Below are 21,857 nucleotides of genomic sequence, written 5' to 3'. Positions count from 1 at the left end.
TAAACTTCGTCCCGCAGCAGCGACTGGCGCCATTCAAGAGGTGGAGCACCACCGGGGAGCGACGACGAGGCCGGCACCGCGCGCCTGGGTGAGGGCCACTGCAGAGCCGGAGTACGCCATGACACACCAGCCCGCCTTGTCCGCACTGTCCTCGGCGGATCCGCAGATCGCGGGACTCGTCGAGGACGAGGCGAAACGCCAGCACGACAAGATCCGCCTGATCGCGTCCGAGAACTACGTTTCCCAGGCGGTGCTCGAAGCCACCGGAAGCGTGCTCACCAACAAGTACTCCGAGGGCTACGCGGGCAAGCGCTACTACGAGGGCCAGCAGTTCATCGACCAGGTCGAGCAGGTGGCGATCGAGCGCGCGAAGGCTGTCTTCGGCACCGACCACGCGAACGTCCAGCCGTACTCCGGCTCCCCGGCCAACCTCGCGGTGTACCTGGCGTTCGCGAAGCCGGGCGACACCGTGCTCGGCATGGCGCTGCCCGACGGCGGCCACCTCACGCACGGCTGGAGCGTGTCCGCGACCGGCAAGTGGTTCACGCCGGTCCGCTACGGCGTCCGGAAGGAAACCGGCCGCGTCGACCTCGACCAGGTCCGCGACCTCGCCCGCCAGCACCGGCCGAAGCTGATCTTCGCGGGCGGCACGGCCATTCCGCGCACCATCGACTTCCCGGCGTTCGCGGAGATCGCCCGCGAGGTCGACGCCGTGCTGGTGGCCGACATCGCGCACATCGCCGGCCTGATCGCGGGCGGCGCGCACCCGTCGCCGGTCGGCCACGCGCAGGTCATCACCACGACCACGCACAAGACGCTGCGCGGTCCGCGCGGCGCGATGATCCTCTCCGACGCCGAGCACGCCAAGGCTGTCGACAAGGCGGTGTTCCCCGGTCTGCAGGGCGGTCCGCACAACCACACGACGGCCGCCATCGCGGTCGCGCTGGGGGAGGCGCAGCAGCCGTCGTTCTCCGAGTACGCGCACACGATCGTCGCGAACGCCAAGGCGCTGGCCGAAGCGCTGGTCGAGCGCGGGTACGACCTCGTTTCCGGCGGCACGGACAGCCACCTGCTCCTGATCGACCTGACCAACAAGGCGGTGCCCGGCAAGCCCGCCGCGCAGGCGCTGGACCGCGCGGGCATCGAGCTGAACTACAACACCGTGCCGTTCGACCCGCGCAAGCCGTTCGACCCGTCCGGCATCCGGCTGGGCACCTCGGCGATCACGACGCGCGGGCTCAAGCCGGAGCACCAGGTGCAGGTCGCGGACTGGATCGACCGGACCGTGACCGCTGCGGCCGCGCAGCAGGACGGCGCGCTGGACGCGATCGCCGCCGAGATCCGCGAGTTCCTGCAGCCGTTCCCGATCCCGGGTTACGCCGAGTGACGTCGTGAGTGGCGAAGCCGGTTAGAACCGGCTTCGCCGCTCACGAGTTGTTGAGCCGCGCCGCCTGCCTGATCAAGTGAGCGCGCTCAGCCATGTTGGGTGCTTTCTCCGCCGCTTCGCTGTACAGCTGCGCGGCGGTCGCCAGGTCTCCGTCCCGTTCGTGCAGGTAAGCCGCCACCGCGCGATACCGCGGCAGCTTGTCGTCCAACTCCGCCAGCGCCTTCAACCCGGCACGCGGCCCGTCCGCCTCGCCGACCGCGACCGCCCGGTTGAGCCGGACGATCGGGCTGTCGGTCAGCGCGAGCAGCTCGTCGTACCACTCGACGATCTGCACCCAGTCCGTTTCCTCCGCGGCGAGAGCGTCGGCGTGCAGCGCGGCGATCGCGGCTTGGGCCTGGTACTCGCCGAGCTGGTCGCGGGCCAGCGCCGCCTGGAGGATGTCGACGCCCTCGGCGATCAGCCGGGTGTCCCAGACCCCGCGGTCCTGTTCGGCGAGCGGCACGAGGCTGCCGTCGGGTTTCGTCCGCGCGGCCCGGCGGGCGTGGTGCAGCAGCATCAACGCGAGCAGGCCGGCCACTTCCGGATGGTCGAATCCCGCCGCGAGCTGCCGGGTCAGCCGGATGGCTTCGGCGGCGAGGTCGAGCTCGCCGGAGTACCCCTCGTTGAAGACCAGGTACAGCACGCGCAGCACCGTCGCGACGTCGCCGGGCGCGTCGAACCGCACGCTGGACACCGTCTTCTTCGCCCGGCTGATCCGTTGCGCCATCGTCGCTTCCGGCACCAGATACGCCTGCGCGATCTGCTTCGTAGTCAACCCGCCGACCGCGCGCAGCGTGAGCGCGACGGCCGACGACGGCGTCAAAGACGGATGCGCGCACAGGAAGTAGAGCTGGAGCGAATCGTCCACCGCGGACGCCGGACCGGGCCGCGGCTCGGCGTCCATCGCCACTTCCCGGCCCCGGCGCGAGGACTCCGACCGCGTGGCGTCGAGGAACCGGCGCCACGCGGCCGAGATGAGCCACGCCTTCGGGTCGCGCGGCGGATCGTCCCGCCACGCGTCCAGCGCGCGGATCAGCGCTTCCTGCACGGCATCCTCGGCCGACGCGAAATCCGCTCCGCGCCGGACGAGGATGCCGATCACCGCGGGCACGAGTTCCCGCAGCAGCTCCTCGTTCACTCGGTCACCGAAGGCGTGACGCCGTAGAACGGACGCAGTTCGAGCCATTCGTGGATCGGCTTGCCGCCCGCTCCGGGAGCCGCGGAGAGCTCTCCGGCCAGTTCGACCGCACGGTCGTAGCTGTCGACGTCGATGATCATCCAGCCCGCGATGACGTCCTTGGTCTCGGCGAACGGGCCGTCGGTGACCGGCGGGCGGCCCTCGCCGTCGAAGCGGACCCACGTGCCTTCCGGCGACAGCGCCTGCTCGCTGACGAACTCGCCGGTCTCCACGAGCCGGTCGGCGAAGTCGCGCATGTACTGGATGTGGGCGGTGACCTCCTCGGGCGTCCACTGGTCCATCGGGACGTTGTTCACCGAAGCCGGCGCGCCGCGGTAGTGCTTGAGCAGCAGGTACTTGGCCATCGTGGTTCTCCTCCGTGCTGGTGGCGGCTCCTTGCCGGCCACGTTCGCGCCAGGGACGGAGCCGTCCGCCCGTTCTCGACATCGCCCGGCGAGAGATTAGCGTCACACGATATTTGGTTGATGAATGCAAGCTTTTCGGGAACAGTTGTGACGAGCAAGTAGTTGAGAGATACAAGCAACTAGTACGGCACTGAGGGAGACCACCATGAGCGACACCGCCACTGCGGAAGGGGGCGCCACCACGAACGGACGGCTTTCACACCGACAGATCCTCACGGTTCTGTCCGGACTGATGCTCGGCATGTTCCTGGCGGCCCTCGACCAGACCATCGTGTCCTCGGCGATGAAGACCATCGCCGACGAACTGCACGGACAGAGCCTCCAGGCCTGGGCCACCACCGCCTACCTGATCACCGCGACGCTTTCCACGCCGCTGTACGGCAAGCTGTCCGACCTCTTCGGCCGCAAGCCGATGTACCTGACCGCGATCTCGCTGTTCCTCGCCGGTTCGCTGGCGAGCGCGATGGCCGGATCGATGTACGAACTGGCCGCGTTCCGCGCGTTCCAGGGTCTCGGCGCCGGCGGCCTGATGTCGCTCGCGCTGGCGATCATCACCGACATCACCTCGCCGCGGGAACGCAGCCGCTACCAGGGCTACTTCATGGCCGTGTTCGGCGTCTCGAGCGTCGCCGGCCCGGTCGTCGGCGGGTTCTTCGCCGGGCTCGACTCGTTCGCCGGCCTCACCGGCTGGCGCTGGGTGTTCATGGTGAACGTCCCGATCGCGCTCGCCGCGCTGGTCGTGGTGACCAAGGTGCTGAACCTCCCGCACACCCGCGTTGACCAGAAGGTCGACTTCCTCGGAGCGGGCGCGCTGACGGTCGGCCTCGTGCCGCTGCTGCTCGTCGCCGAGCAGGGTCGCGAATGGGGCTGGGGTTCGCCCGCGTCGCTGGCGATGTACCTGGTCGGCGCGCTCGGCGTGGTCCTGTTCATCCTCCAGGAACGCCGGATGGGCGACGCCGCCCTGCTGCCGCTGCGGCTGTTCCGCAGCGGGGTGTTCCGGGTCTCGACGATGGTCACCGTGATCCAGGGCATCGGGATGTTCGGCGCGATGATGTCGCTGCCGCTGTACCTGCAGATCGTCAAGGGCGCGACGCCGACCCAGGCCGGGCTGCAGATGCTGCCGCTCACCCTCGGGATCATGGTCGCGAGCCTCGGCAGCGGCCGGATCATCACCCGGACCGGCCGGTACAAGGGCTTCGCGGTCGCCGGACTCGGCCTGATGGCCGCGGCGGTGTTCTCGTTCTCGACGATCGGGGTGGACACCGCGCTCGGCGTGGTCATGGCCATCGCGTTCGTGCTCGGACTCGGCCTCGGCTCGACCATGCAGACGCTGACCCTGGCCGCCACGAACGACGTCACGCCCCGCGACATCGGCGTCGCGACCTCGTCGGTGACCTTCTTCCGGCAGATCGGCGGCACGGCGGGCACCGCGGTGTTCCTGTCGATCCTGTTCAGCACGGTCGGCGACCGGATCGCGGCGGCGGTCCGCTCGGCGATGGCCTCCCCGGCCTACACCGCGGCGCTGGCGCAGCACCCGGAGTTCGCCCGGCAGCTGGCGGGCGGCGGGCTCGACGTGAACGACACCTCGTTCCTGTCGACCCTCGACCCGGTGCTCGCCCGGCCGATCCTGGAAGGGTTCTCCAGCTCGATGAGCACGGTGTTCCTGATCGGCGGCGCGGTGCTGACCGTCGGGTTCGCGCTGGTCTGGCTGCTGCGGGAGAAGCCGCTCTCGGACAAGTCGGCCATGGAGCAGCGCGCCGAGCAGGAAGCGGGCGAACTGGCCCTCGCGGGCTGAGCGAGCAGTAAAAAGGGGCCGTCCACCAGGCAGGTGGACGGCCCCTTTTCGGTTGCCTCAGTGGTGCTCTTCGCCGTTGATCTCTTCCTTGGCGAGGCGGTCCTTCTCGCGCTCGTACGAACGGGCGATCTCCGACTCGGCGTCGGCGCGGCTCACCCAGGACGAGCCCTCGACGCTCTTGCCCGGCTCGAGGTCCTTGTAGACCTCGAAGAAGTGCTGGATCTCGAGCTTGTGGAACTCGTTCAGGTGGTGGATGTCCCGCAGGTGCTCGAGACGCGGGTCGTTCGTCGGGACGGCGAGGACCTTGTCGTCCGGGCCCTTCTCGTCGGTCATCCGGAACATGCCGATCGCGCGGCAGCGGATCAGGCAGCCGGGGAACGTCGGCTCCTGGACGAGCACGAGCACGTCGAGCGGGTCGCCGTCCTGGCCGAGCGTGTCGTCGATGAACCCGTAGTCGGCCGGGTACTGGGTCGCGGTGAACAGGGTCCGGTCGAGCTTGATCCGACCGGTCTTGTGGTCGACCTCGTACTTGTTGCGCTCCCCCTTGGGGATTTCGATCGTGACGTCGAATTCCACGGCCGTCCTCGCTGCTTCTCGAATCTCGGTGTCCCACGCGCTCGTGGGCGGCAACCTAATGACCTCGTTGACGTCACTAGTGTGGACTACGCCCCGTCGGCCGGTCGCGCCGATGTAGGCCAGACGGCATGTGACCTTGGCCCCTCCGGGGGCGGGTGAGAAGGAGTGGTGGGTGCCGGAAAACGACCAGCCGAGGTGGCCCACGGGCGACGAGGACACCTCGTCCCAGGCGGACCGGGCGACCTCCCGCCTCCCCCTGCCCAAGCGCGACGCGGGAGCCACCGCGCAGCTTTCCGTGCCGAACGTCACACCGGGCGACGGGCCGGGATCGTGGTTCCGGCCCAAAGTCGAACCGGAGGAAGTCCCCGGGCTCAACGCGCCCTCGGACGCTCCCGTCACGCCGCCGGAACCGCCTCGGTCGAACCTCGCGGACCGGATGAGCGGTGCGTCGATGCCCGCCCGGCCCGAGGAGCCGAAACCGCAGGCGCCGTGGGTCCCGGTGGAGGGGCCGACCCGGTTCACGGCCGGGGTGCCGAGGCCGGGCGACAACGCTGGCCGTCCGGCCGCCGAGGGGTCCGCGGAGAAGACCGTCCAGGCATCGCAGCAGCAGCCGCGGCCGTCCGCGGAGGGGTCCGCGGAGCAGACGGTGCGCGCGCAGCCGAATGTTTCGCCTGGTCAGGGCGGGCAGCAGCAGTCGTCGCCCGCGTGGCAGGCCGCGCGGAAGCCGGGGAACTCGCTGTTCGAGCCCGCTGGGTCCGGCGCGGGGTCTTCGGACGAGGGGCAGGGGTGGAACCCGTTCCAGTCCGGTCAGCCCGCCGAGCCTGCCGAGTCCGCCGGGAAGCCCGGCCAGTTCGCCGCGTTCCGGGACGAAACGCCGGGAACGGGCGAGAACAGCCAGGGCTGGGCGGCGTTCCGGCCGGTCGTCGCGCGGGACGAGCAGGGGCAGGAGCCGCCCAAGGAGGGCTGGACCGCCTTCCGCGACGACTCCACTCCCGCCGCGGGTCAGGACCAGTCGGGCCGGGGCGGAGAAGGTGCACCTGAGTTCCGGGGCGCGCGTTCCGATGGGCAGGCTCAATCCGGCCGCGCCGGGGAGGAACCGCAGGAGAACCGGACGGGCTTCCGAGGCGAACCGGCTCCCGGCTCCGCCGCCGCGCGGCTCAACCCGGGTCAGCCTGGCCGCCAGGGGAACGATTCGCAGGAGAACCGGGGCCGTCCCGACGCGGGGCAGGGCCGTCCCGGGGACGAGTCGCGGGAGAACTGGGATCGTTCGAGCGCCGCTCAGCCCGGCCGCCCAGGAGACGAGTCGCGGGAGAACTGGGATCGTTCCAGCGCCGCTCAGTCCGGTCGTCCCGGCGATGAGTCGCAGGAGAACTGGGGCCGCGCGAGCGCCGCTCAACCCGGCCGTCCGGGAGACGAGTCGCAGGAGAACCGGGGCCGCTCCAACGCCGCTCAGTCCGGCCGTCCAGGAGACGAGTCGCAGGCGAGCCGGAACGAATCCGAAGCCGAGTCGTGGTCGCAGCAGATCGAAATCCCGGTCCGTCCTGCGCTGCCCGAACCGGCACCCGGCACCGTCCCACCGGCGGGCGGCGGTCAGGTGCGGCCGATGCGCATCGACCCGACCGGGGGCCAGTTCCCGGCGGAAGCGACCGTCGGCCTCCCGCGTCCGCCCGAAGGATTCCCCGGCGAAGCGCAGCAGGGGCCGTCCGAAGCGACCGTCGGCATTCCTCGTCCTGCGGAAGGCTTCGCCGAACGCCCAGGTCCGGAGCAGATTCCGCCGCGCGCCGCGGAGCAGCCTCCGGAACCGCCGTCCGGGGCCGGGCCGATTCCGCCGCAGGGTGACGCGCCTCGGCCGGAGGGCAAGAAGCCTCGTCGGAAGGCGCTGATCCTGGCGCTCGTCGTGCTGCTTCTGCTCGCCGCCGCGGGTGGGGCGTCGGCTGTGCCCGCCGTGTCCAACCGGCTCGGGTTGCCGTGGGCGCCGAACGCGCCGAAGGGCAGTGCGCCCGACCCCGCCGACGCCAGCCTCGCGCTGCACGGCCCGGACACGTCCGGTCAGGGACCGTCCGCGAACGGCGTTGCCGCGAAGCTTTCCGGTCCCGCTGGGGCGGCCGCGTTGTCGCAGCTCAGCGGCAGTGTGATCGACCCGGCGAACGGCACCGTGCTGTGGGATCACGCGTCGAACACCCCGCTGACCCCGGCGTCGACCACGAAGATCCTCACCGTCGCCGCGGCGCTGCTCGCGATGGAGCCGACGAAGCGGATCTCCACCAAGATCGTCCAGGGCGCGCAGCCGGGCACGGTCGTCATCGTCGGCGGCGGCGACCCGTCGCTGACCGCGCTGCCGGTCGGCACCGATTCGCCGCTCTACCCGGGCGCGGCGCACGTCGACGACCTCGTCAACCAGGTCAAGAAGGCCGGCGGCGACGTCAAGAAGGTCCAGCTCGACGCGAGTGCCTTCAGTGGCCCGAACACCGCGCCGGGCTGGGAGCCGGGCGACGCGCCGTCGCTGTACGGCGCCCCGATCGTCCCGGCCATGACCGACGGCGGCCGCGGGAACCCGAAGGTCGACGAGACGATGCGCTCGGGCAACCCGGGGACTGCGCTCACCCAGCTCGTCGCGGACAAGCTCGGCGCGAGCCCGGCCGGTCCGGCCAAGGCTCCGGAAGGGGCGAAGGTGCTCGGCGAAGTCCAGTCGGCACCGCTGCCGGACCTCGCGTACGCGCTGCTGCAGATCTCCGACAACGTGCTCGCCGACTCGCTCGGCCGCCAGGTTGCCATGGCCACCGGCGGGGAAGCGTCGTTCGCCGGCGCCTCGGCCGCGGTGAAGAAGGTGTTGGCAGACCACGGGTTCGACGTCAACGGCCTGCAGCTGTTCGACACGAGCGGACTGTCCAATCAGAACAAGGTGCCGGCCAGGCTGCTGGCACAGGTGCTCGCCGCGGCGGCCGGTCCGGACGGCAAGGACCCGAACACGCCGAAGCTGCGTCCGCTGCTGGCCGGGCTTCCGGTCGCGGGCAGTCCGGAGGGCACCCTGCACGGCCGCTACCACTCGGGCGAAACCCAAGGGGGCAAGGGCTGGGTGCGCGCCAAGACCGGCACGCTCACCGGCGTCAACACCCTCGCGGGGTATGTGCTCGACAGCGACAACCGCGTGCTCGCCTTCGCGTTCATGTCCAACGGCTCGGAGAAGAATTCCGGGCAGGCGGCGCTCGACGTGCTGGCGACGGCCTTGCGGGGCTGCGGCTGCAAGTAGCCCGCACTGAGCCGACTCGCTGAACCGGTTCGGCTGAGCTGCCCACAAACGCGTACCGGAAGGTAGCGTCGGAGGCGTGAGCCAGGAAACCGAGACCCGACGGCGGCCCATGGTCGACTGGGACCGGGCAGCCGCCACCGGCGCGCTGCTCGTGCGCGGCGGCCCGCAGGTCGCGCGCGGCGAAGCGGACCGCGCGGTGGTCGACCTGCGGGAGCTGACCGCCGAGGCGGAGGGGCACGTCCGCGAGCTGACCGGCCTCGGCCAGGACCTGCCGCTGCTGCCCGGCACCGTGGTCGACCGGCCGGGCTGGGTCCGGTCCGCGGCGTCCGGTCTCGGCGAGCTCACCGGGCGCGCGCTGCCCGCGGCACAGGGCGGTCCGCTCGGCCCGATCCTGGCGTCCGGCGCCGGCGTGCAGACCGGGCTGCTGCTCGCGTTCCTGGCGTCTCGCGTGCTGGGTCAGTACGACCCGTTCGGCGGCCCGGAGAACAAGGGCGAGCTGCTGCTCGTCGCGCCGAACGTGGTGGCCGCCGAACGCGCGCTGAAGGTTCCCGCACACGATTTCCGGCTGTGGGTCTGCCTGCACGAATGCACGCACCGCCTGCAGTTCACCGCGGTGCCGTGGCTGCGCGACTACTTCGCCGACGAGGTCGAACGGCTGGTGTCCGGGCTCGCGGAGAGCTCCACCGAGGGGCTGGCCGAACTGGTCGGCAGGCTGCCCGACGCGCTGCGCAACCGCGGCAAGGGCGGCGGCATCGCGGAACTGCTGCAGTCGCCGAAGGAGCGCTCGGTTTTCGACCGGCTGCTGGCGTTGTCGACGCTGCTGGAGGGCCACGCCGACTACGTGATGGACGCGGTCGGCCCGCAGGTCGTGCCGAGCGTCGAGCAGATCCGGGAGCGGTTCACCGCGCGGCGGCAAGGCGGCGGGCTTTTCGACCGGCTGCTGCGCGCGGTGCTCGGCCTCGACGCGAAGATCCGCCAGTACGAGGAAGGCGCGAAGTTCACGCGGCACGTGGTCGACGCGGTCGGGATGGACGGGTTCAACAAGGTTTGGCGCTCGCCGAACACGTTGCCGACCCGCGCCGAGATCGCCGACCCCGCGGCCTGGGTGCGGCGCCTGCACGGGTGAGCGCGCTCGCCGCGGTCCGGACAGCGGTCCGCGATTTCCTTGCGACAGTCGCTCTTCCCGGCGAAGTGTGCGTCGCGGTGTCGGGCGGCGCGGACTCCCTAGCGCTCGCTGAAGCGACGGCGTACGTCCTTCGGCATCGAGACGTCCGTACGCGGGCGCTCATCGTCGACCATGGCCTTCAGGCCGACTCAGCGGTTGTTGCCGCCGAAGCGGCGACGGTCGTGAAGGGCCTCGGCGTCGACGTCGTCGAAGTGCATGCCGTACACGTCGTGGGCAAAGGCGGTCCTGAAGCAGCCGCGCGCGCCGCGAGGTACCACGCGCTGCGCGAAGCGTTGCCAAACGGCGAAGGGCTCGTGCTGCTCGGCCACACCCAAGACGACCAAGCCGAAACGGTGTTGCTCGGCCTAGGCCGCGGTTCCGGGCCACGGTCATTGGCGGGCATGCGTCCGCACGATCCGCCGTGGGGCCGTCCGCTGCTCGGCATCATGCGCGCGCAAACCGTCGCGGCGTGCGCAGAACTCGGCCTAGCGCCGTGGCAAGACCCGCACAACGCCGATCCCCGCTTCACTCGCGTACGGCTCCGTACGGAAGCACTGCCGCTCCTGGAGGACGTGCTGTCGGGTGGAGTCGCTCCAGCTTTAGCCCGTACGGCCGCACAGCTGCGCGAGGACACCGAGGCGTTGGACACACTCGCCGCGCGCGTTCACGAGCGCGCGGCCCGCGAAGACGACCTCGACGTAGCCGTGCTGGCGGCCGAGCCCGCTGCGCTGCGCAGACGGGTTCTCCGCAGGTGGCTGCTGGACTCCGGGGTCCGCGAACTGACCGACGCGCACCTGCGTTCGGTCGACGCGCTCGTGGCCCGCTGGCGGGGTCAGGGCGGGGTGTGGCTGCCGGGCAACTTGGAGGCTCGACGGCGGCGTGGCAGGCTCTCGCTTGCCGGACCCGAACCCACCACCCGAGGGGAATGACCCGTGTACGAGGGCGAGATCGCCTCCGTGCTCATCACCGAGCAGCAGATCAAAGACAAGATCGCGGAGCTGGCGGCGAAAATCGCCGCGGACCACCCGGAAAACGGCCAGGGCGACCTCCTCCTGGTCGGCGTCCTCAAGGGCGCCGTCATGTTCATGACCGACTTCGCGCGGGCGCTTCCGGTGCCGACGCAGCTGGAGTTCATGGCCGTGTCGTCCTACGGGTCTTCGACCTCGTCGTCGGGGGTGGTGCGGATCTTGAAGGACCTCGACCGCGACATCGCCGGGCGCGACGTGCTCATCGTCGAGGACATCGTCGACTCCGGGCTCACCCTGTCCTGGCTGCTGAAGAACCTGGCGAGCCGGAACCCGGCCTCGCTCGAGGTCGTCTCGCTGCTGCGCAAGCCGGAAGCCGTGAAGGTCGAGGTGCCGGTCAAGTACATCGGCTTCGACATCCCCAACGAGTTCGTCGTGGGCTACGGCCTCGACTACGCCGAGCGCTACCGCGACCTGCCCTACATCGGCACGCTCGATCCGCACGTCTACACGTCCGGTTAGTCCGGTTCGCGATAATCCTTCCGGCCGCGGAACCCGGAAGCCCGAAATCGCGTCATAGGGCTCGACCAGGTGCGTTAACCTATGCGAAGACCTATTGCCATGCGGACGAGTGACACCAGCCGACGGGCTGGTCCTCGCGCGGGGGAACGGAGAGAGGGCAGATGGGCAACAACAGCTCGGCGGATGCCGCGGCGTTCAAGAACGCCGCTGTCAACGGCCAGGTCGGGATCGACCCGGATGCCGCGCAGACCGTGCTGAAGAAGATCCGGACCGGGCGCGACGCGGTCGAAGCTCTCCTGAACAGCGCGGGCACGCTCGCGCAGCCGCCGAAGCTCGGCGCGAACCCGGTCGGCAAGGCGATGGCGACCAAGTTCGTGCAGCGCGCCGACGGCGGCGGCGACTCCTACTCGTCCGCGCTGCAGAACCTGCTCAGCCAGTACCAGGCCGCGGAGGAAGGCATCGTCGCGGCGATGGCGCGCTACCACGAGATCGACCAGTCCGCCGCCGACCCGTTCCGCAACAAGGCCTGACGTCCTAGGGGGATCACGCAGTCATGGCACCGAACACCACCACCTCGGCCCCGGACGGCTCCGTCCCGGACGGGTCGGGCTACACCACCTCCGGCTACGGCACCTCGTCCTCGGTCCCGGCGCCCGGCTCCGCCGTCGCGATGGGCTCGAACGCGGCGACCAACGACATCGTCGCCTCCGCGCGCAGCAGCTCCGGCGGCTTCGAGATGGGCGGCGACCGCGCCATCGGCAACCCGCCGAACTGGCAGGCGCAGGAAAGCCACCAGCTCTACCTCGGCGCGACCACGGACAACGACCCGGGCACCGCCGAGGCCACCGGGCAGCACTGGGCCAAGCACGGCACCGAGCTGAAGCAGGCGTCCGACGACCTGTACAACGCGATCACCGAACTGGGCAACGTCTGGGTCGGCCACGGCGCCGCCAGCGCGCAGGGCGCGCTCGTGGCGATCGCCAACTCGGGCACGCAGGCCTCCGACGCCGCGCACACGATGTCGGACCGGCTCGCCCGCCAGGCCGCCGCGGCCGCCGAGGTCAAGAAGATGCCGGCCCCGCGCGACTACGACCCGAAGCAGGCCATGACGGCCGCGCTCGCGGGCGGCCCGGCCGCGCTGGCCGCGGACCAGAAGGCGCAGGCGGACGCCGCGAACGACGTCAAGGCGCAGCAGGTCGCGTTCTTCAACGCCTACACCCAGGCGATGAGCGAGGTCGACAGCTCCACCCCGAGCTTCGGCCCTGACTCGCTCGGCATGAAGCCGACCGCGTCGCACTTCAACGGCAACTCGTTCAACAACGTCAACAACATCGGCCACACCGACGGCCCCGGCGCGCTCGGTTCCCCGGCCAGCTTCGGCACGGTGGGCGCGCACGGCGCGGCAGGCGGCGCGGCGGTCGCCGGACACGGCGCCCCGGCGCACGTCTCGGCCGACTCGGGTAAATACGGTGCCTCCGGTTTCGAGGGCGGCGCGCTCGCCGGCGGTACCGGGGTGGGCGTTGGCGCCGCTTCCGGCGTCGGTGCGGCTCCGGCCGCCGCCGCGCCCGCACCCGCGTCCACGGGCGGCAGCGGCCTCGGTTCCGCGCTCGGCCTCGGCGCGATCGGCGCGGGAGCCGGTCTCGCCGGCGGCAAGCTGGGCGAGGGCAACCGCAGCGGTTCGCGCAAGGAGGAGGAAGGCAAGACCTCCGCGGCGTCCGAGCACCAGAGCGGCCAGAGCGCCGCATCGGCGGCCCCGCAGCAGCAGGGCGTCGTCCCGGCGGGCGGCACCATCGGCCAGTCGCAGGGCGGCATGAGCCCGATGGGCGGCATGGGCGGAGCGGGCGCGCACGGCGCGGGCGAAGGGGACGAGGAGCACACGCACGCTTCGTTCCTCATCGAACCGGACCCGGACGACGCGTTCGGGGCCAACCAGGCCACCCCGCCGCCGGTCATCGGCGCGTGGTCGGACGACGACAACTGACGCAGTGCTCGCGGGCGCGTGACCGGACCGGTCACGCGCCCGCGAGCGTTCGCAAACACGTGGGGTAGGGGGTTGGTCGATGCCGAACGCGGAGCTGCTCGCGCCGATCGAGGTGGACTTCCTGTGGGAGTCGGCCGGTATGGGCGAGCTGCCGTATCCGCTGCGGATCCGTTCGCACGGCGCGACGATGGACGAGCGCTCGGCGCTGCGCACGCGCACGCTCGGCGCACTGGCTGACCGGGGGCTCGCGGACGACCGCGGCAGGCCCGCTCCGCACGTCGAGGACTACTTCGGGATCCTCGCGTCGCCGGACGTCAGCCTCGACACGGTCCAGTTGCTCGACCCGAACGGCGAACCGCTGCTCGCGGTCGCGGGCAGCGCGAACGGCGACGGCCTGTTCGCCGTGCAGGACCAGCGCGGACTGCACCTGCACCCGTGCGCGCCGGACGGCCTGGCCACGGCGATCATCTCGCTCCTGCCGGGTGCCCCGCGCGGTACCGAGAAGTCGATCACCGTGCCGCTGGAGCAGCTGGTCGGCGCTTCCGGCGTCGACTTCATGCAGCGGCGCGGCAACCAGGTCGACGCCTCCGGCCGCGCGAGCGTGGACGAGGACCGCAAGGCGCTCGCCCGGCTGCACGCCCAGCAGCGCCTGCGCGGCGGCCAGATCGGCGCGAACGCCCGCAACCGCCTCGGCGGCCGCAGCCGGTCGACGGTGCTGAGCTGGTTCGACACCGAAACCGGCCGGTACTTCACGCAGGCGAGCCAGGGCCACGACGGCCGCGACTGGATCACCATCGCGCCCGCCGACCCGGCGACCCTGCGGCACCGGCTAGGCGAAATGCTCGCAGGGGTGGCCGACCAGGCCAGCGCGGGCGCGTTCTGACCCGCGTTGACTGAGCTGCGCTGACCAGCCTCGGCTCCCGCTCGGCTGAAACCGCCCCAATGCGGCATTGGGTGCATCTGACGCACCGAACGCCACATTGGGTGCGCAGGATGCACCGAACGCCACATTGGGTGCATGCGACGCACCGAACGCCACTTTGGGTGCGCGGGATGCACCGAACGCCGCATTGGGTGCGCGGGACGCACCGAATGCCACATTGGGTGCATGCGACGCACCGAACGCCACTTTGGGTGCGCAGGACGCACCGAACGCGGCATCGGGTGCGCAGGATGCACCGAACGCCACATTGGGTGCATGGAACGCACCGAACGCCACATTGGGGGCGCGGGATGCACCCAAAGTGGCATCGAGGCGCTTGAAGACTGCCGATCCGGCGCTACGCTGGGCCGGAAATCGTTGACCGGAGGGTGAGCAGCACCGGATGCACCAAGAGTTCTTCTCGCCGCTGGCATTCGACTTCCTGTGGGAGTCGATGGAGCTGGGCGAGCTGCCCTACCCGCTGCGCGTGCGCTCGCACGGCGCGACCGAGGACGAGCGCGTGTCGCTGCGGCACCGGGTCGACACCGAGCTGAAGGCGCGCGGCATCCGCGACTCGCGCGGCCGGGTCGAGCCCGACGTCGAGGAGTGGCTGACGCTGCTCGCGCGTGCCCCGCATTCCATCGACGCGCTGCACATCCCGCAGTTCGAGGCGCATCCGGTCGCGTTGCTCGCCGCGGGCGACGAGCGCACCGGCGTGGTCGCGATCCAGGACGCCGACGGCATCTGGCTGCGCGCGATCCCGGCGGACGGGCTGGTGTCCACGATCGTCGAACTGCTGCCCGGCGGTCCGCGCGGCAGTGAGGCGTCGGTCACGCTTCCGCTGGACGAGGCGCTGCACACCCAGCCGATCCGGGTTCCGGTCGCCGCGGGCGGCGGGCAGTCCGAGGAGAAGGGCGGCCGGCGGGCGAGGCGCCAGTCGCTCAGCGAGCGCGCCACGGTCGATCCGCGCGAGACCTACGCGCTCATCGCGGGCCAGCCGCGGCAGCGCGGCGGTCAGCTCGCAGCGAACAGCCGGTCCCAGCTGGGAAGCCGGCAGCGGTCGCGCGTGCTCGGCTGGTTCGACACCGCCACCGGACGGTATTTGAGCTTGTCGAGGGCGGGTTCGGACGGCCGGGAATGGGTCACCGTCGCCCCGGCGGACCCGGCCACGCTGCGGAGCAGGCTGGGTGAAATGGTGGCTTCGGTGGCGGTTGACACCCGGTAGCCGGGTGACGTCTCCTCCCGGAACGGGAACCCTCGCGCGGGATTGGCCGTTGACCTGCGAGAGGCTCGCCAGGCTTCCCCGCCCGCCCGGACGGTACCCTGGTGGGACGGGTGCCTTGCGGCACCCACGGGTTGTCAAGATCGCGATGGCGGGTATCACAGGAGCCGCCCAACCAGGGAGGGTCGAGGCCGCAAGGGCCGAGTCGTATGAACCGGAAGAGCGTGCTCAGGAACCCACTGCTGTGGATCGTCGCGGGGTTGCTGGCGTTGTTCGCCTACAACACGATCTTCGACAGCGATCGTGGCTACACCCAGGCTCCTATCTCCACGGCGATGCAGCAGGTCAAGGCTGGACATGTCAAGGAAGCGAGCCTCGAGGACAAGGAGCAGCAGCTCAAACTGCTGCTCACGCAGCCGATCGACATCGACGGCCAGCAGGCCGACAAGGTCGTCGCGCAGTTCCCCGGCGGTGCGACCGATGACATCTACAAAGATCTCCTCGGCGCGAACGTCGGCAACCAGGCGAACCATCCGATCAAGTTCACCACCAAGGTCACCCAGCAGAGCCTGCTGACCCAGATCCTGATCTTCGCGATCCCGCTGGCGCTGGTGCTCGGCCTGCTGATGTGGATGATGAACAACGCGCAGGGCGGCGGGAACCGCGTCCTGAACTTCGGCAAGTCGAAGGCGAAGCAGCTCAACAAGGACATGCCGAAGACGACCTTCGGCGACGTCGCGGGCGCTGACGAAGCGGTCGAAGAGCTGTACGAGATCAAGGACTTCCTGCAGAACCCGGCGCGCTACCAGGCGCTCGGCGCGAAGATCCCGAAGGGCGTTCTGCTCTACGGGCCGCCCGGCACCGGCAAGACGCTGCTCGCGCGTGCGGTCGCGGGCGAAGCGGGCGTGCCGTTCTACACGATCTCCGGTTCGGACTTCGTCGAGATGTTCGTCGGTGTCGGTGCTTCGCGAGTCCGCGACCTGTTCGAGCAGGCGAAGCAGAACGCGCCGTGCATCATCTTCGTGGACGAGATCGACGCGGTCGGCCGCCAGCGCGGCGCCGGCCTCGGCGGCGGCCACGACGAGCGCGAGCAGACGCTGAACCAGCTGCTGGTCGAGATGGACGGCTTCGACGCCCGCGGCGGCATCATCCTGATCGCGGCCACCAACCGGCCGGACATCCTCGACCCGGCGCTGCTGCGCCCCGGCCGGTTCGACCGGCAGATCCCGGTGTCCGCGCCGGACCTGCTCGGCCGCAAGGCGATCCTCGAGGTGCACGCGAAGGGCAAGCCGATCGCGCAGGGCACCGACCTGACCGGGCTGGCCAAGCGCACGGTCGGCATGTCCGGTGCGGACCTGGCCAACGTGCTGAACGAGGCCGCGCTGCTCACCGCCCGCGAGAACGGGCACGTGATCACCGACGTCGCGCTCGAGGAATCGGTCGACCGCGTGGTCGGCGGTCCCGCGCGCAAGAGCCGGATCATTTCCGAGAAGGAAAAGAAGATCACCGCCTACCACGAGGGCGGGCACGCGCTCGCCGCGTGGGCGATGCCGGACATCGAACCGGTGTACAAGCTGACGATCCTGCCGCGCGGCCGTACCGGCGGGCACGCGCTGCTGGTGCCGGAGGACGACAAGCAGCTGATGACCCGGTCGGAGATGATCGGCAGGCTGGTCTTCGCGATGGGCGGCCGCACGGCCGAGGAGCTCGTCTTCCACGAGCCCACCACCGGTGCGTCCTCGGACATCGAGCAGGCGACGAAGATCGCCCGCGCGATGGTCACCGAATACGGCATGAGCGCGCGGCTGGGCGCGGTGAAGTACGGCCAGGAGCAGGGCGACCCGTTCCTCGGCCGGTCCGCGGGACGGCAGGCCGACTACTCGCTCGAGGTGGCGCACGAGATCGACGAGGAGGTGCGCAAGCTCATCGAGACCGCGCACACCGAGGCGTGGCACGTGCTGAACACCTACCGCGACGTGCTCGACAACCTGGTCATGGAGCTGCTGGAGAAGGAAACGCTGCAGCGCAAGGACCTCGAGCGGATCTTCGCGACGGTCGAGAAGCGCCCGCACATCACCGTCTTCAACGAGTTCGGCGAGCGCACGCCGTCGGACAAGCCGCCGATCAAGACCCCGGGCGAGCTGGCGATGGAGCGCGGCGAGCCGTGGCCGCCGCCCGCTCCGGAGAAGGAAAAGCCCGCCCTGCAGCCCGCTCCGACCCCGGTCGGCACGGCTCCTGGCGCCGGCGAACTGCCCGGCGGTCCGCCGTACCAGGCTCCGGACCCGAACGCGAACCCGTACGCCCCGCCGGCGAACGGCGGTCGTCCGGGCGGGCCGAACGGTGCCGGCCGCTGGGGCCAGCCGTATGGTGGTCAGCAGCAGCCGGGCGGTCCGGCAGGCGGCGGCTACCAGCCCGGTGGCCCGGGCGGTGCGCAGAGCGGACCGCCGAACTACGGGGCGCCTCCGGGCTGGACCCCGGCGACGTCCCCGGGCGGCCAGCAGCCGTGGCGCCCCGCCGAAGACCGTCCGCGTGAGCAGGGCTGGTTCGCCGACGGCGCGAACGGCCAGCAGCCGGACGAGGGGCAGCATCGGCGTGACGTCGACGGATCAGACAAGCAGTAAAGACGGCATCCGCCCGGTCTTCGATCAGGACCGGGCGGAGCGCGCCGTCCGCGAGCTGCTGCTCGCCTGCGGCGAAGACCCGGATCGGGACGGTCTCCAGGACACCCCGGCCCGGGTCGCTCGCGCTTATCAGGAAATGTTCGCCGGCCTCTACACCGATCCGGACGAGGTGCTGGCGCGGACGTTCGACGAATCGCACGAGGAGCTCGTGCTCGTCACGGACATCCCGATGTATTCCAACTGTGAACACCACTTGCTGCCCTTCCACGGCGTGGCCCACGTCGGCTACATCCCGAACGGCGACGGCAAGGTCACCGGGCTGTCGAAGCTCGCCCGGCTGGTCGATCTCTACGCTCGCCGCCCGCAGGTGCAGGAGCGGCTCACCTCGCAGATCGCCGACGCGCTCGTGCGCCGGCTGGAGCCGCGCGGCGTGATCGTGGTCGTCGAGGCCGAGCATTTGTGCATGTCGGTGCGCGGGATCCGCAAGCCGGGTTCGCGGACCACCACGTCGGCGGTGCGCGGGATGCTGCGGTCGTCGGCGACGTCGCGGGCCGAGGCGATCGAGCTGATCCGGGGGCGCCGGTGATCCCCCGGCCGGGGCGGTGCGCCGTGATGGGCGTGCTGAACGTGACGCCGGATTCGTTCTCCGACGGCGGCCGCTACCTCGATCTCGACCAGGCGCTGGAGCACGCGCGCGAGATGTGGGCGCGCGGCGCGGATCTGATCGACGTCGGCGGCGAATCGACGCGGCCGGGCGCTTCGCGGGTCGACGCGGAGACCGAGGCCGCGCGCATCTTGCCGGTGATCCGGCAGCTGGCTTCCGAGGGCGTCGTGCTGTCGGTCGACACCACGCGGGCCGCGGTCGCGGAAGCCGCGGTGGCGGCCGGTGCGAAGGTGATCAACGACGTGTCCGGCGGGCTTGCCGATCCGGCGATGGGGCGGGTCGCGGCGGAAACCAAGGCGCCGTGGGTGCTGATGCACTGGCGCGGGCACAGCAAGGACATGAACGCGCTGGCCACGTACACCGACGTCGTCGCCGAGGTGCGCGGCGAGTTGCTGCAGCGGGTCGACGAGGCGATCGCGGCAGGGGTTGCCGAGAGCGAGATCGTGCTCGACCCGGGTCTCGGGTTCGCGAAGCACGCCGAGCACGACTGGGCTCTGCTGCACGGGCTGGATGCGTTGCTGGACTTGGGTTTCCCGGTTTTGGTGGGTGCTTCGCGCAAACGCTTCCTCGGCCGTCTGCTGTCCGGAAAGGACGGTGTGCCGAGGCCGCCGGACGGTCGCGAGGTCGCCACCGCGTCGATCTCGGCGCTGGCCGCGGCGGCGGGAGCTTGGGGCGTGCGGGTACACGAGGTGGGGGCTTCACTGGACGCCGTGGCGGTGGCCGCGGCCTGGCAGCAAGGACGGGCCGATGGCTGACCGCATCACGCTCACGGGACTGCGCGTGTTCGGCCGACATGGGGTCTTCGACCACGAGAAGCGCGACGGACAGGAATTCGGCATCGACATCGTCGCGTGGCTCGACCTCGGGCCCGCCGCGGCATCGGACGACCTGACCAAGACGCTGCACTACGGCGAGCTGGCCGAACTGGCGGCGGGGATCGTCGCCGGGGAGCCGTACGACCTGATCGAGAGCGTCGCCGGGAAGATCGCCGACGAGGTCATGCGCGACGACCGGCTGACCGCCGTCGAGGTCACCGTGCACAAGCCGTCCGCGCCGATTCCGCTGACCTTCGACGACGTCGCGGTCACCGTCCGGCGGGAGCGGTGACCCGCGCGGTCCTGTCGCTGGGCTCCAACCTCGGCGACCGGCTCGGCTACCTGCGCAGCGCGGTCGACGCGGTGCGCCCGGCGCTCGTCGCGGTGTCCGGCGTGTACGAGACGAAAGCCTGGGGCGTCGAGGACCAGCCGGATTTCCTGAACGCGCTGTGCATCGTCGACGACCCGGAGCGCGACCACTGGGCGTGGCTGCGCGCCGGGCAGGCGGCCGAACAGGCGGCGGGCCGGGTGCGCGAACTGCGCTGGGGCCCGCGCACGCTAGATGTCGACATAGTGACAGTGCAGGGCGTGACGTCCGACGATCCGGAGCTGCTGCTGCCGCATCCCGGGACCCCGGACCGGGCGAGCGTGCTGATCCCGTGGCTCGAGATCGACCCGGACGCCGAGGTTCCCGGGCACGGCCGGGCCGCCGACCTGCTCGCCCGGCTGCCGGAAACCGACCGGGCGGGCGTCGTCCTGCGGCCCGGCCTGACCCTGTCGTGAGTGCCTAGGCCGGTTCTAACCGGCTTGGACGCTCACGAGGCCCGCAGCGCTGCCAGCAGGAATTGCACTTCCTCCTGGCGGCTCGGGATGGCGGGCCAGCCGTTGATCGTCGCGAGCAACTGCCAGTACCGCTCGGCGCGCGGATCCGCCCCGGCGGCGATCCCGTCGGCCATCCGGTTGCGGACCGCCGGGTCGGCCGGGTCCTGGTCCGGCCGGGCCGAGGCGGTCGCGATCGCGTCCGCCAGCGCCCGTCCGGCCGGGGAGCCCGGCGCGTGGCCCGCGTCGAGCGCGGACCGGGCGTCGGTCATCCAGGCGGCCCAGTTTTCCTGTTGAGCCTTGGTCGGCTGCTCGTACTCGCCCGCTTCCCGCGCGGACGAATGCCGTTCGCTCATCGTGCGGATGGACTGCCGGAATCCCGGGTCCTGCACGAGCTCGGCGAACTCGATCCAGGCTTCCAGCTGTTCCGGCGTCGGATCATCCGGAAGATCCGGTTTCGCCGACTGCATTCGCGCGTAGAACTCGGGATCGACATCGAGCCCCTCCATCATTTCGGCCCAGAACTCGTCCACCAAACGGCGGCGTTCCTCGTCCGGCATTTGGGCGATGCGATTCATCAGTTTCACTTCCTCCAGCTCGGAATCCCGTTTCAGCACCGCGCGCAATACCGCGCGGCGCAGCCGCAACCGCCGGATCTGCTCGTCGAGCGCGTCGACGTGGCTCGTCGCCAGGTCGCGCACCGTCGTCTCGCGCGCCAGTGCGCGGGACACGTCGGGCAGGCCGATGCCCAGCTCGCGCAGCGTCCGCACCAGCTCCAGCCGGGCGAGCGCGTGCGCGTCGTACAGCCGGTAGCCGGCTCCGGTCCGCTGCGTGGGCGGGAGCAGGCCTTCGTCGGAGTAGAACCGGATGGTCTTCACCGGCAGCCCGGTGCGCCGGGACAGTTCGCCGATCGTGAAGACCGTGGTCGCAGGCATGTCAGGCATCGTGGAGTCTCCAGTCACTGGAGAGTCAAGCCTGCCAGAACGGGCTCGGTACGGTGGGGTCATGCACTTCACGCGGTCCCGGGACCTGGTCGTGGCCGCGGTCCTCGGCCTCGCCGTGGTCTATGTGCTGTTCCAGGCCGCTTACGGCGATCTGCCGCAGCTGCCGTTGCTCGCCGGGGTGACCTTCGCGGTGCTCGCGATCGCGGAGGCGGGGTTGGCCCTCTCGATCCGGTCGCGGATCAAGTCCGGCCGGGTGCACGGCAACGCGGTCGGGATCGCGCGGGCGGTGGCGCTGGCGAAGGCGTCTTCGCTGGCCGGGGCGTTCCTCGGCGGTGGCTGGCTGGCCGCGTTCATCTATGTTTTTCCGCGACGTGACGAACTCGTCGCCGCGGTCTCCGACAGCAAGTCGGCGGTCGTCGGGGTGGTGTCGTCGGCGCTGCTCGTAGCTGCCGGTTTGTGGCTCGAGCACTGCTGCCGGACGCCACCGGAGGACCGTAAAGGAACGACCGGTTAACGCTTCGATGGCGCCGCTCGAAGTACCGACTAGGTCTCATTCGGATCACCGGAA

General features: G+C 70.9%; 20 protein-coding genes. 16 read left to right on the top strand and 4 right to left on the bottom strand.

Going from position 1 to position 21,857, the window contains the following annotated elements:
• Window positions 1-118 precede the first annotated feature (118 nt).
• The gene (gene glyA / locus PUT80_RS26845) at window positions 119-1,387 is read left to right on the top strand and encodes a serine hydroxymethyltransferase (protein WP_275293894.1); all 1,269 of its coding nucleotides are present in this window, start codon (window positions 119-121) and stop codon (window positions 1,385-1,387) included.
• A 40-nt stretch (window positions 1,388-1,427) separates the two neighbouring features.
• Here glyA and PUT80_RS26840 read toward each other — a convergent pair whose 3' ends face one another.
• Both PUT80_RS26840 and PUT80_RS26835 read right to left on the bottom strand, forming a co-directional pair.
• On the bottom strand, window positions 1,428-2,564 hold the full coding sequence (locus tag PUT80_RS26840; protein WP_275293893.1) for a sigma-70 family RNA polymerase sigma factor: 1,137 nt from the start codon (window positions 2,562-2,564) through the stop codon (window positions 1,428-1,430).
• On the bottom strand, window positions 2,561-2,968 hold the full coding sequence (locus PUT80_RS26835; protein ID WP_275293892.1) for a YciI family protein: 408 nt from the start codon (window positions 2,966-2,968) through the stop codon (window positions 2,561-2,563). The genes PUT80_RS26840 and PUT80_RS26835 overlap by 4 nt, the downstream gene beginning before the upstream one ends.
• A 205-nt stretch (window positions 2,969-3,173) precedes the next feature.
• On the opposite strand from PUT80_RS26835, the gene PUT80_RS26830 reads away from it, so the two are divergent.
• Window positions 3,174-4,823 carry an MDR family MFS transporter gene (locus tag PUT80_RS26830; RefSeq protein ID WP_275293891.1) on the top strand — a complete coding sequence of 550 codons (1,650 nt, stop codon included), beginning with the start codon at window positions 3,174-3,176 and terminating at the stop codon, window positions 4,821-4,823.
• A 57-nt stretch (window positions 4,824-4,880) separates the two neighbouring features.
• Here PUT80_RS26830 and PUT80_RS26825 read toward each other — a convergent pair whose 3' ends face one another.
• On the bottom strand, window positions 4,881-5,399 hold the full coding sequence (locus tag PUT80_RS26825) for an inorganic diphosphatase (RefSeq protein WP_037369183.1): 519 nt from the start codon (window positions 5,397-5,399) through the stop codon (window positions 4,881-4,883).
• Between the two features lie 172 nt (window positions 5,400-5,571).
• Here PUT80_RS26825 and dacB point away from each other — a divergent pair, with 172 nt between their 5' ends.
• The 13 genes from dacB to folK all read left to right on the top strand — a co-directional run bounded on the left by dacB (window position 5,572) and on the right by folK (window position 20,309).
• A complete protein-coding gene (gene dacB / locus PUT80_RS26820; RefSeq protein ID WP_275293890.1) occupies window positions 5,572-8,649 on the top strand; it encodes a D-alanyl-D-alanine carboxypeptidase/D-alanyl-D-alanine-endopeptidase in 3,078 nt (1,025 codons plus the stop codon).
• Between the two features lie 109 nt (window positions 8,650-8,758).
• Window positions 8,759-9,775, top strand: coding sequence for a zinc-dependent metalloprotease (locus PUT80_RS26815; RefSeq protein ID WP_238608226.1), 1,017 nt, complete (start codon window positions 8,759-8,761; stop codon window positions 9,773-9,775).
• Complete coding sequence (gene tilS / locus PUT80_RS26810) at window positions 9,772-10,743, top strand: tRNA lysidine(34) synthetase TilS (RefSeq protein WP_275293889.1); 972 nt, start codon at window positions 9,772-9,774, stop codon at window positions 10,741-10,743. Before PUT80_RS26815 ends, tilS begins: the two co-directional genes overlap by 4 nt.
• Window positions 10,744-10,746: 3 nt before the next feature.
• Window positions 10,747-11,301 (top strand): hypoxanthine phosphoribosyltransferase, encoded by a 555-nt coding sequence (gene hpt, locus PUT80_RS26805; RefSeq protein ID WP_037369179.1) that lies wholly within the window; start codon window positions 10,747-10,749, stop codon window positions 11,299-11,301.
• A 161-nt stretch (window positions 11,302-11,462) separates the two neighbouring features.
• The gene (locus tag PUT80_RS26800; protein ID WP_037808285.1) at window positions 11,463-11,831 is read left to right on the top strand and encodes a hypothetical protein; all 369 of its coding nucleotides are present in this window, start codon (window positions 11,463-11,465) and stop codon (window positions 11,829-11,831) included.
• A 140-nt stretch (window positions 11,832-11,971) separates the two neighbouring features.
• The gene (locus PUT80_RS26795; protein WP_275293901.1) at window positions 11,972-13,282 is read left to right on the top strand and encodes a hypothetical protein; all 1,311 of its coding nucleotides are present in this window, start codon (window positions 11,972-11,974) and stop codon (window positions 13,280-13,282) included.
• Window positions 13,283-13,361: 79 nt separating this feature from the next.
• On the top strand, window positions 13,362-14,165 hold the full coding sequence (locus PUT80_RS26790; RefSeq protein ID WP_043827135.1) for an ESX secretion-associated protein EspG: 804 nt from the start codon (window positions 13,362-13,364) through the stop codon (window positions 14,163-14,165).
• 442 nt (window positions 14,166-14,607) lie between these two features.
• Window positions 14,608-15,429, top strand: a complete 822-nt coding sequence (locus PUT80_RS26785; protein ID WP_037808283.1) for an ESX secretion-associated protein EspG — start codon at window positions 14,608-14,610, stop codon at window positions 15,427-15,429.
• Window positions 15,430-15,635: 206 nt separating this feature from the next.
• Window positions 15,636-18,047 (top strand): ATP-dependent zinc metalloprotease FtsH, encoded by a 2,412-nt coding sequence (ftsH, locus tag PUT80_RS26780; RefSeq protein WP_037808281.1) that lies wholly within the window; start codon window positions 15,636-15,638, stop codon window positions 18,045-18,047.
• On the top strand, window positions 18,019-18,633 hold the full coding sequence (folE, locus tag PUT80_RS26775; RefSeq protein WP_037808279.1) for a GTP cyclohydrolase I FolE: 615 nt from the start codon (window positions 18,019-18,021) through the stop codon (window positions 18,631-18,633). The genes ftsH and folE overlap by 29 nt, the downstream gene beginning before the upstream one ends.
• Before the next feature lie 26 nt (window positions 18,634-18,659).
• Window positions 18,660-19,466 (top strand): dihydropteroate synthase, encoded by an 807-nt coding sequence (gene folP, locus PUT80_RS26770; RefSeq protein WP_134728485.1) that lies wholly within the window; start codon window positions 18,660-18,662, stop codon window positions 19,464-19,466.
• Window positions 19,459-19,818 (top strand): dihydroneopterin aldolase, encoded by a 360-nt coding sequence (gene folB, locus PUT80_RS26765; protein ID WP_037808275.1) that lies wholly within the window; start codon window positions 19,459-19,461, stop codon window positions 19,816-19,818. The genes folP and folB overlap by 8 nt, the downstream gene beginning before the upstream one ends.
• On the top strand, window positions 19,815-20,309 hold the full coding sequence (gene folK, locus PUT80_RS26760) for a 2-amino-4-hydroxy-6-hydroxymethyldihydropteridine diphosphokinase (protein WP_275293888.1): 495 nt from the start codon (window positions 19,815-19,817) through the stop codon (window positions 20,307-20,309). The genes folB and folK overlap by 4 nt, the downstream gene beginning before the upstream one ends.
• 32 nt (window positions 20,310-20,341) lie before the next feature.
• Here folK and PUT80_RS26755 read toward each other — a convergent pair whose 3' ends face one another.
• The gene (locus tag PUT80_RS26755; protein ID WP_238603957.1) at window positions 20,342-21,280 is read right to left on the bottom strand and encodes a MerR family transcriptional regulator; all 939 of its coding nucleotides are present in this window, start codon (window positions 21,278-21,280) and stop codon (window positions 20,342-20,344) included.
• A 70-nt stretch (window positions 21,281-21,350) separates the two neighbouring features.
• Here PUT80_RS26755 and PUT80_RS26750 point away from each other — a divergent pair, with 70 nt between their 5' ends.
• A complete protein-coding gene (locus PUT80_RS26750) occupies window positions 21,351-21,803 on the top strand; it encodes a DUF3180 domain-containing protein (protein WP_037808270.1) in 453 nt (150 codons plus the stop codon).
• Window positions 21,804-21,857 lie beyond the last annotated feature (54 nt).

Source organism: Amycolatopsis sp. La24, assembly GCF_029087445.1.
Classification (GTDB): domain Bacteria; phylum Actinomycetota; class Actinomycetes; order Mycobacteriales; family Pseudonocardiaceae; genus Amycolatopsis; species Amycolatopsis nivea.
This window is presented reverse-complemented; position numbering and strand designations above follow the sequence as displayed.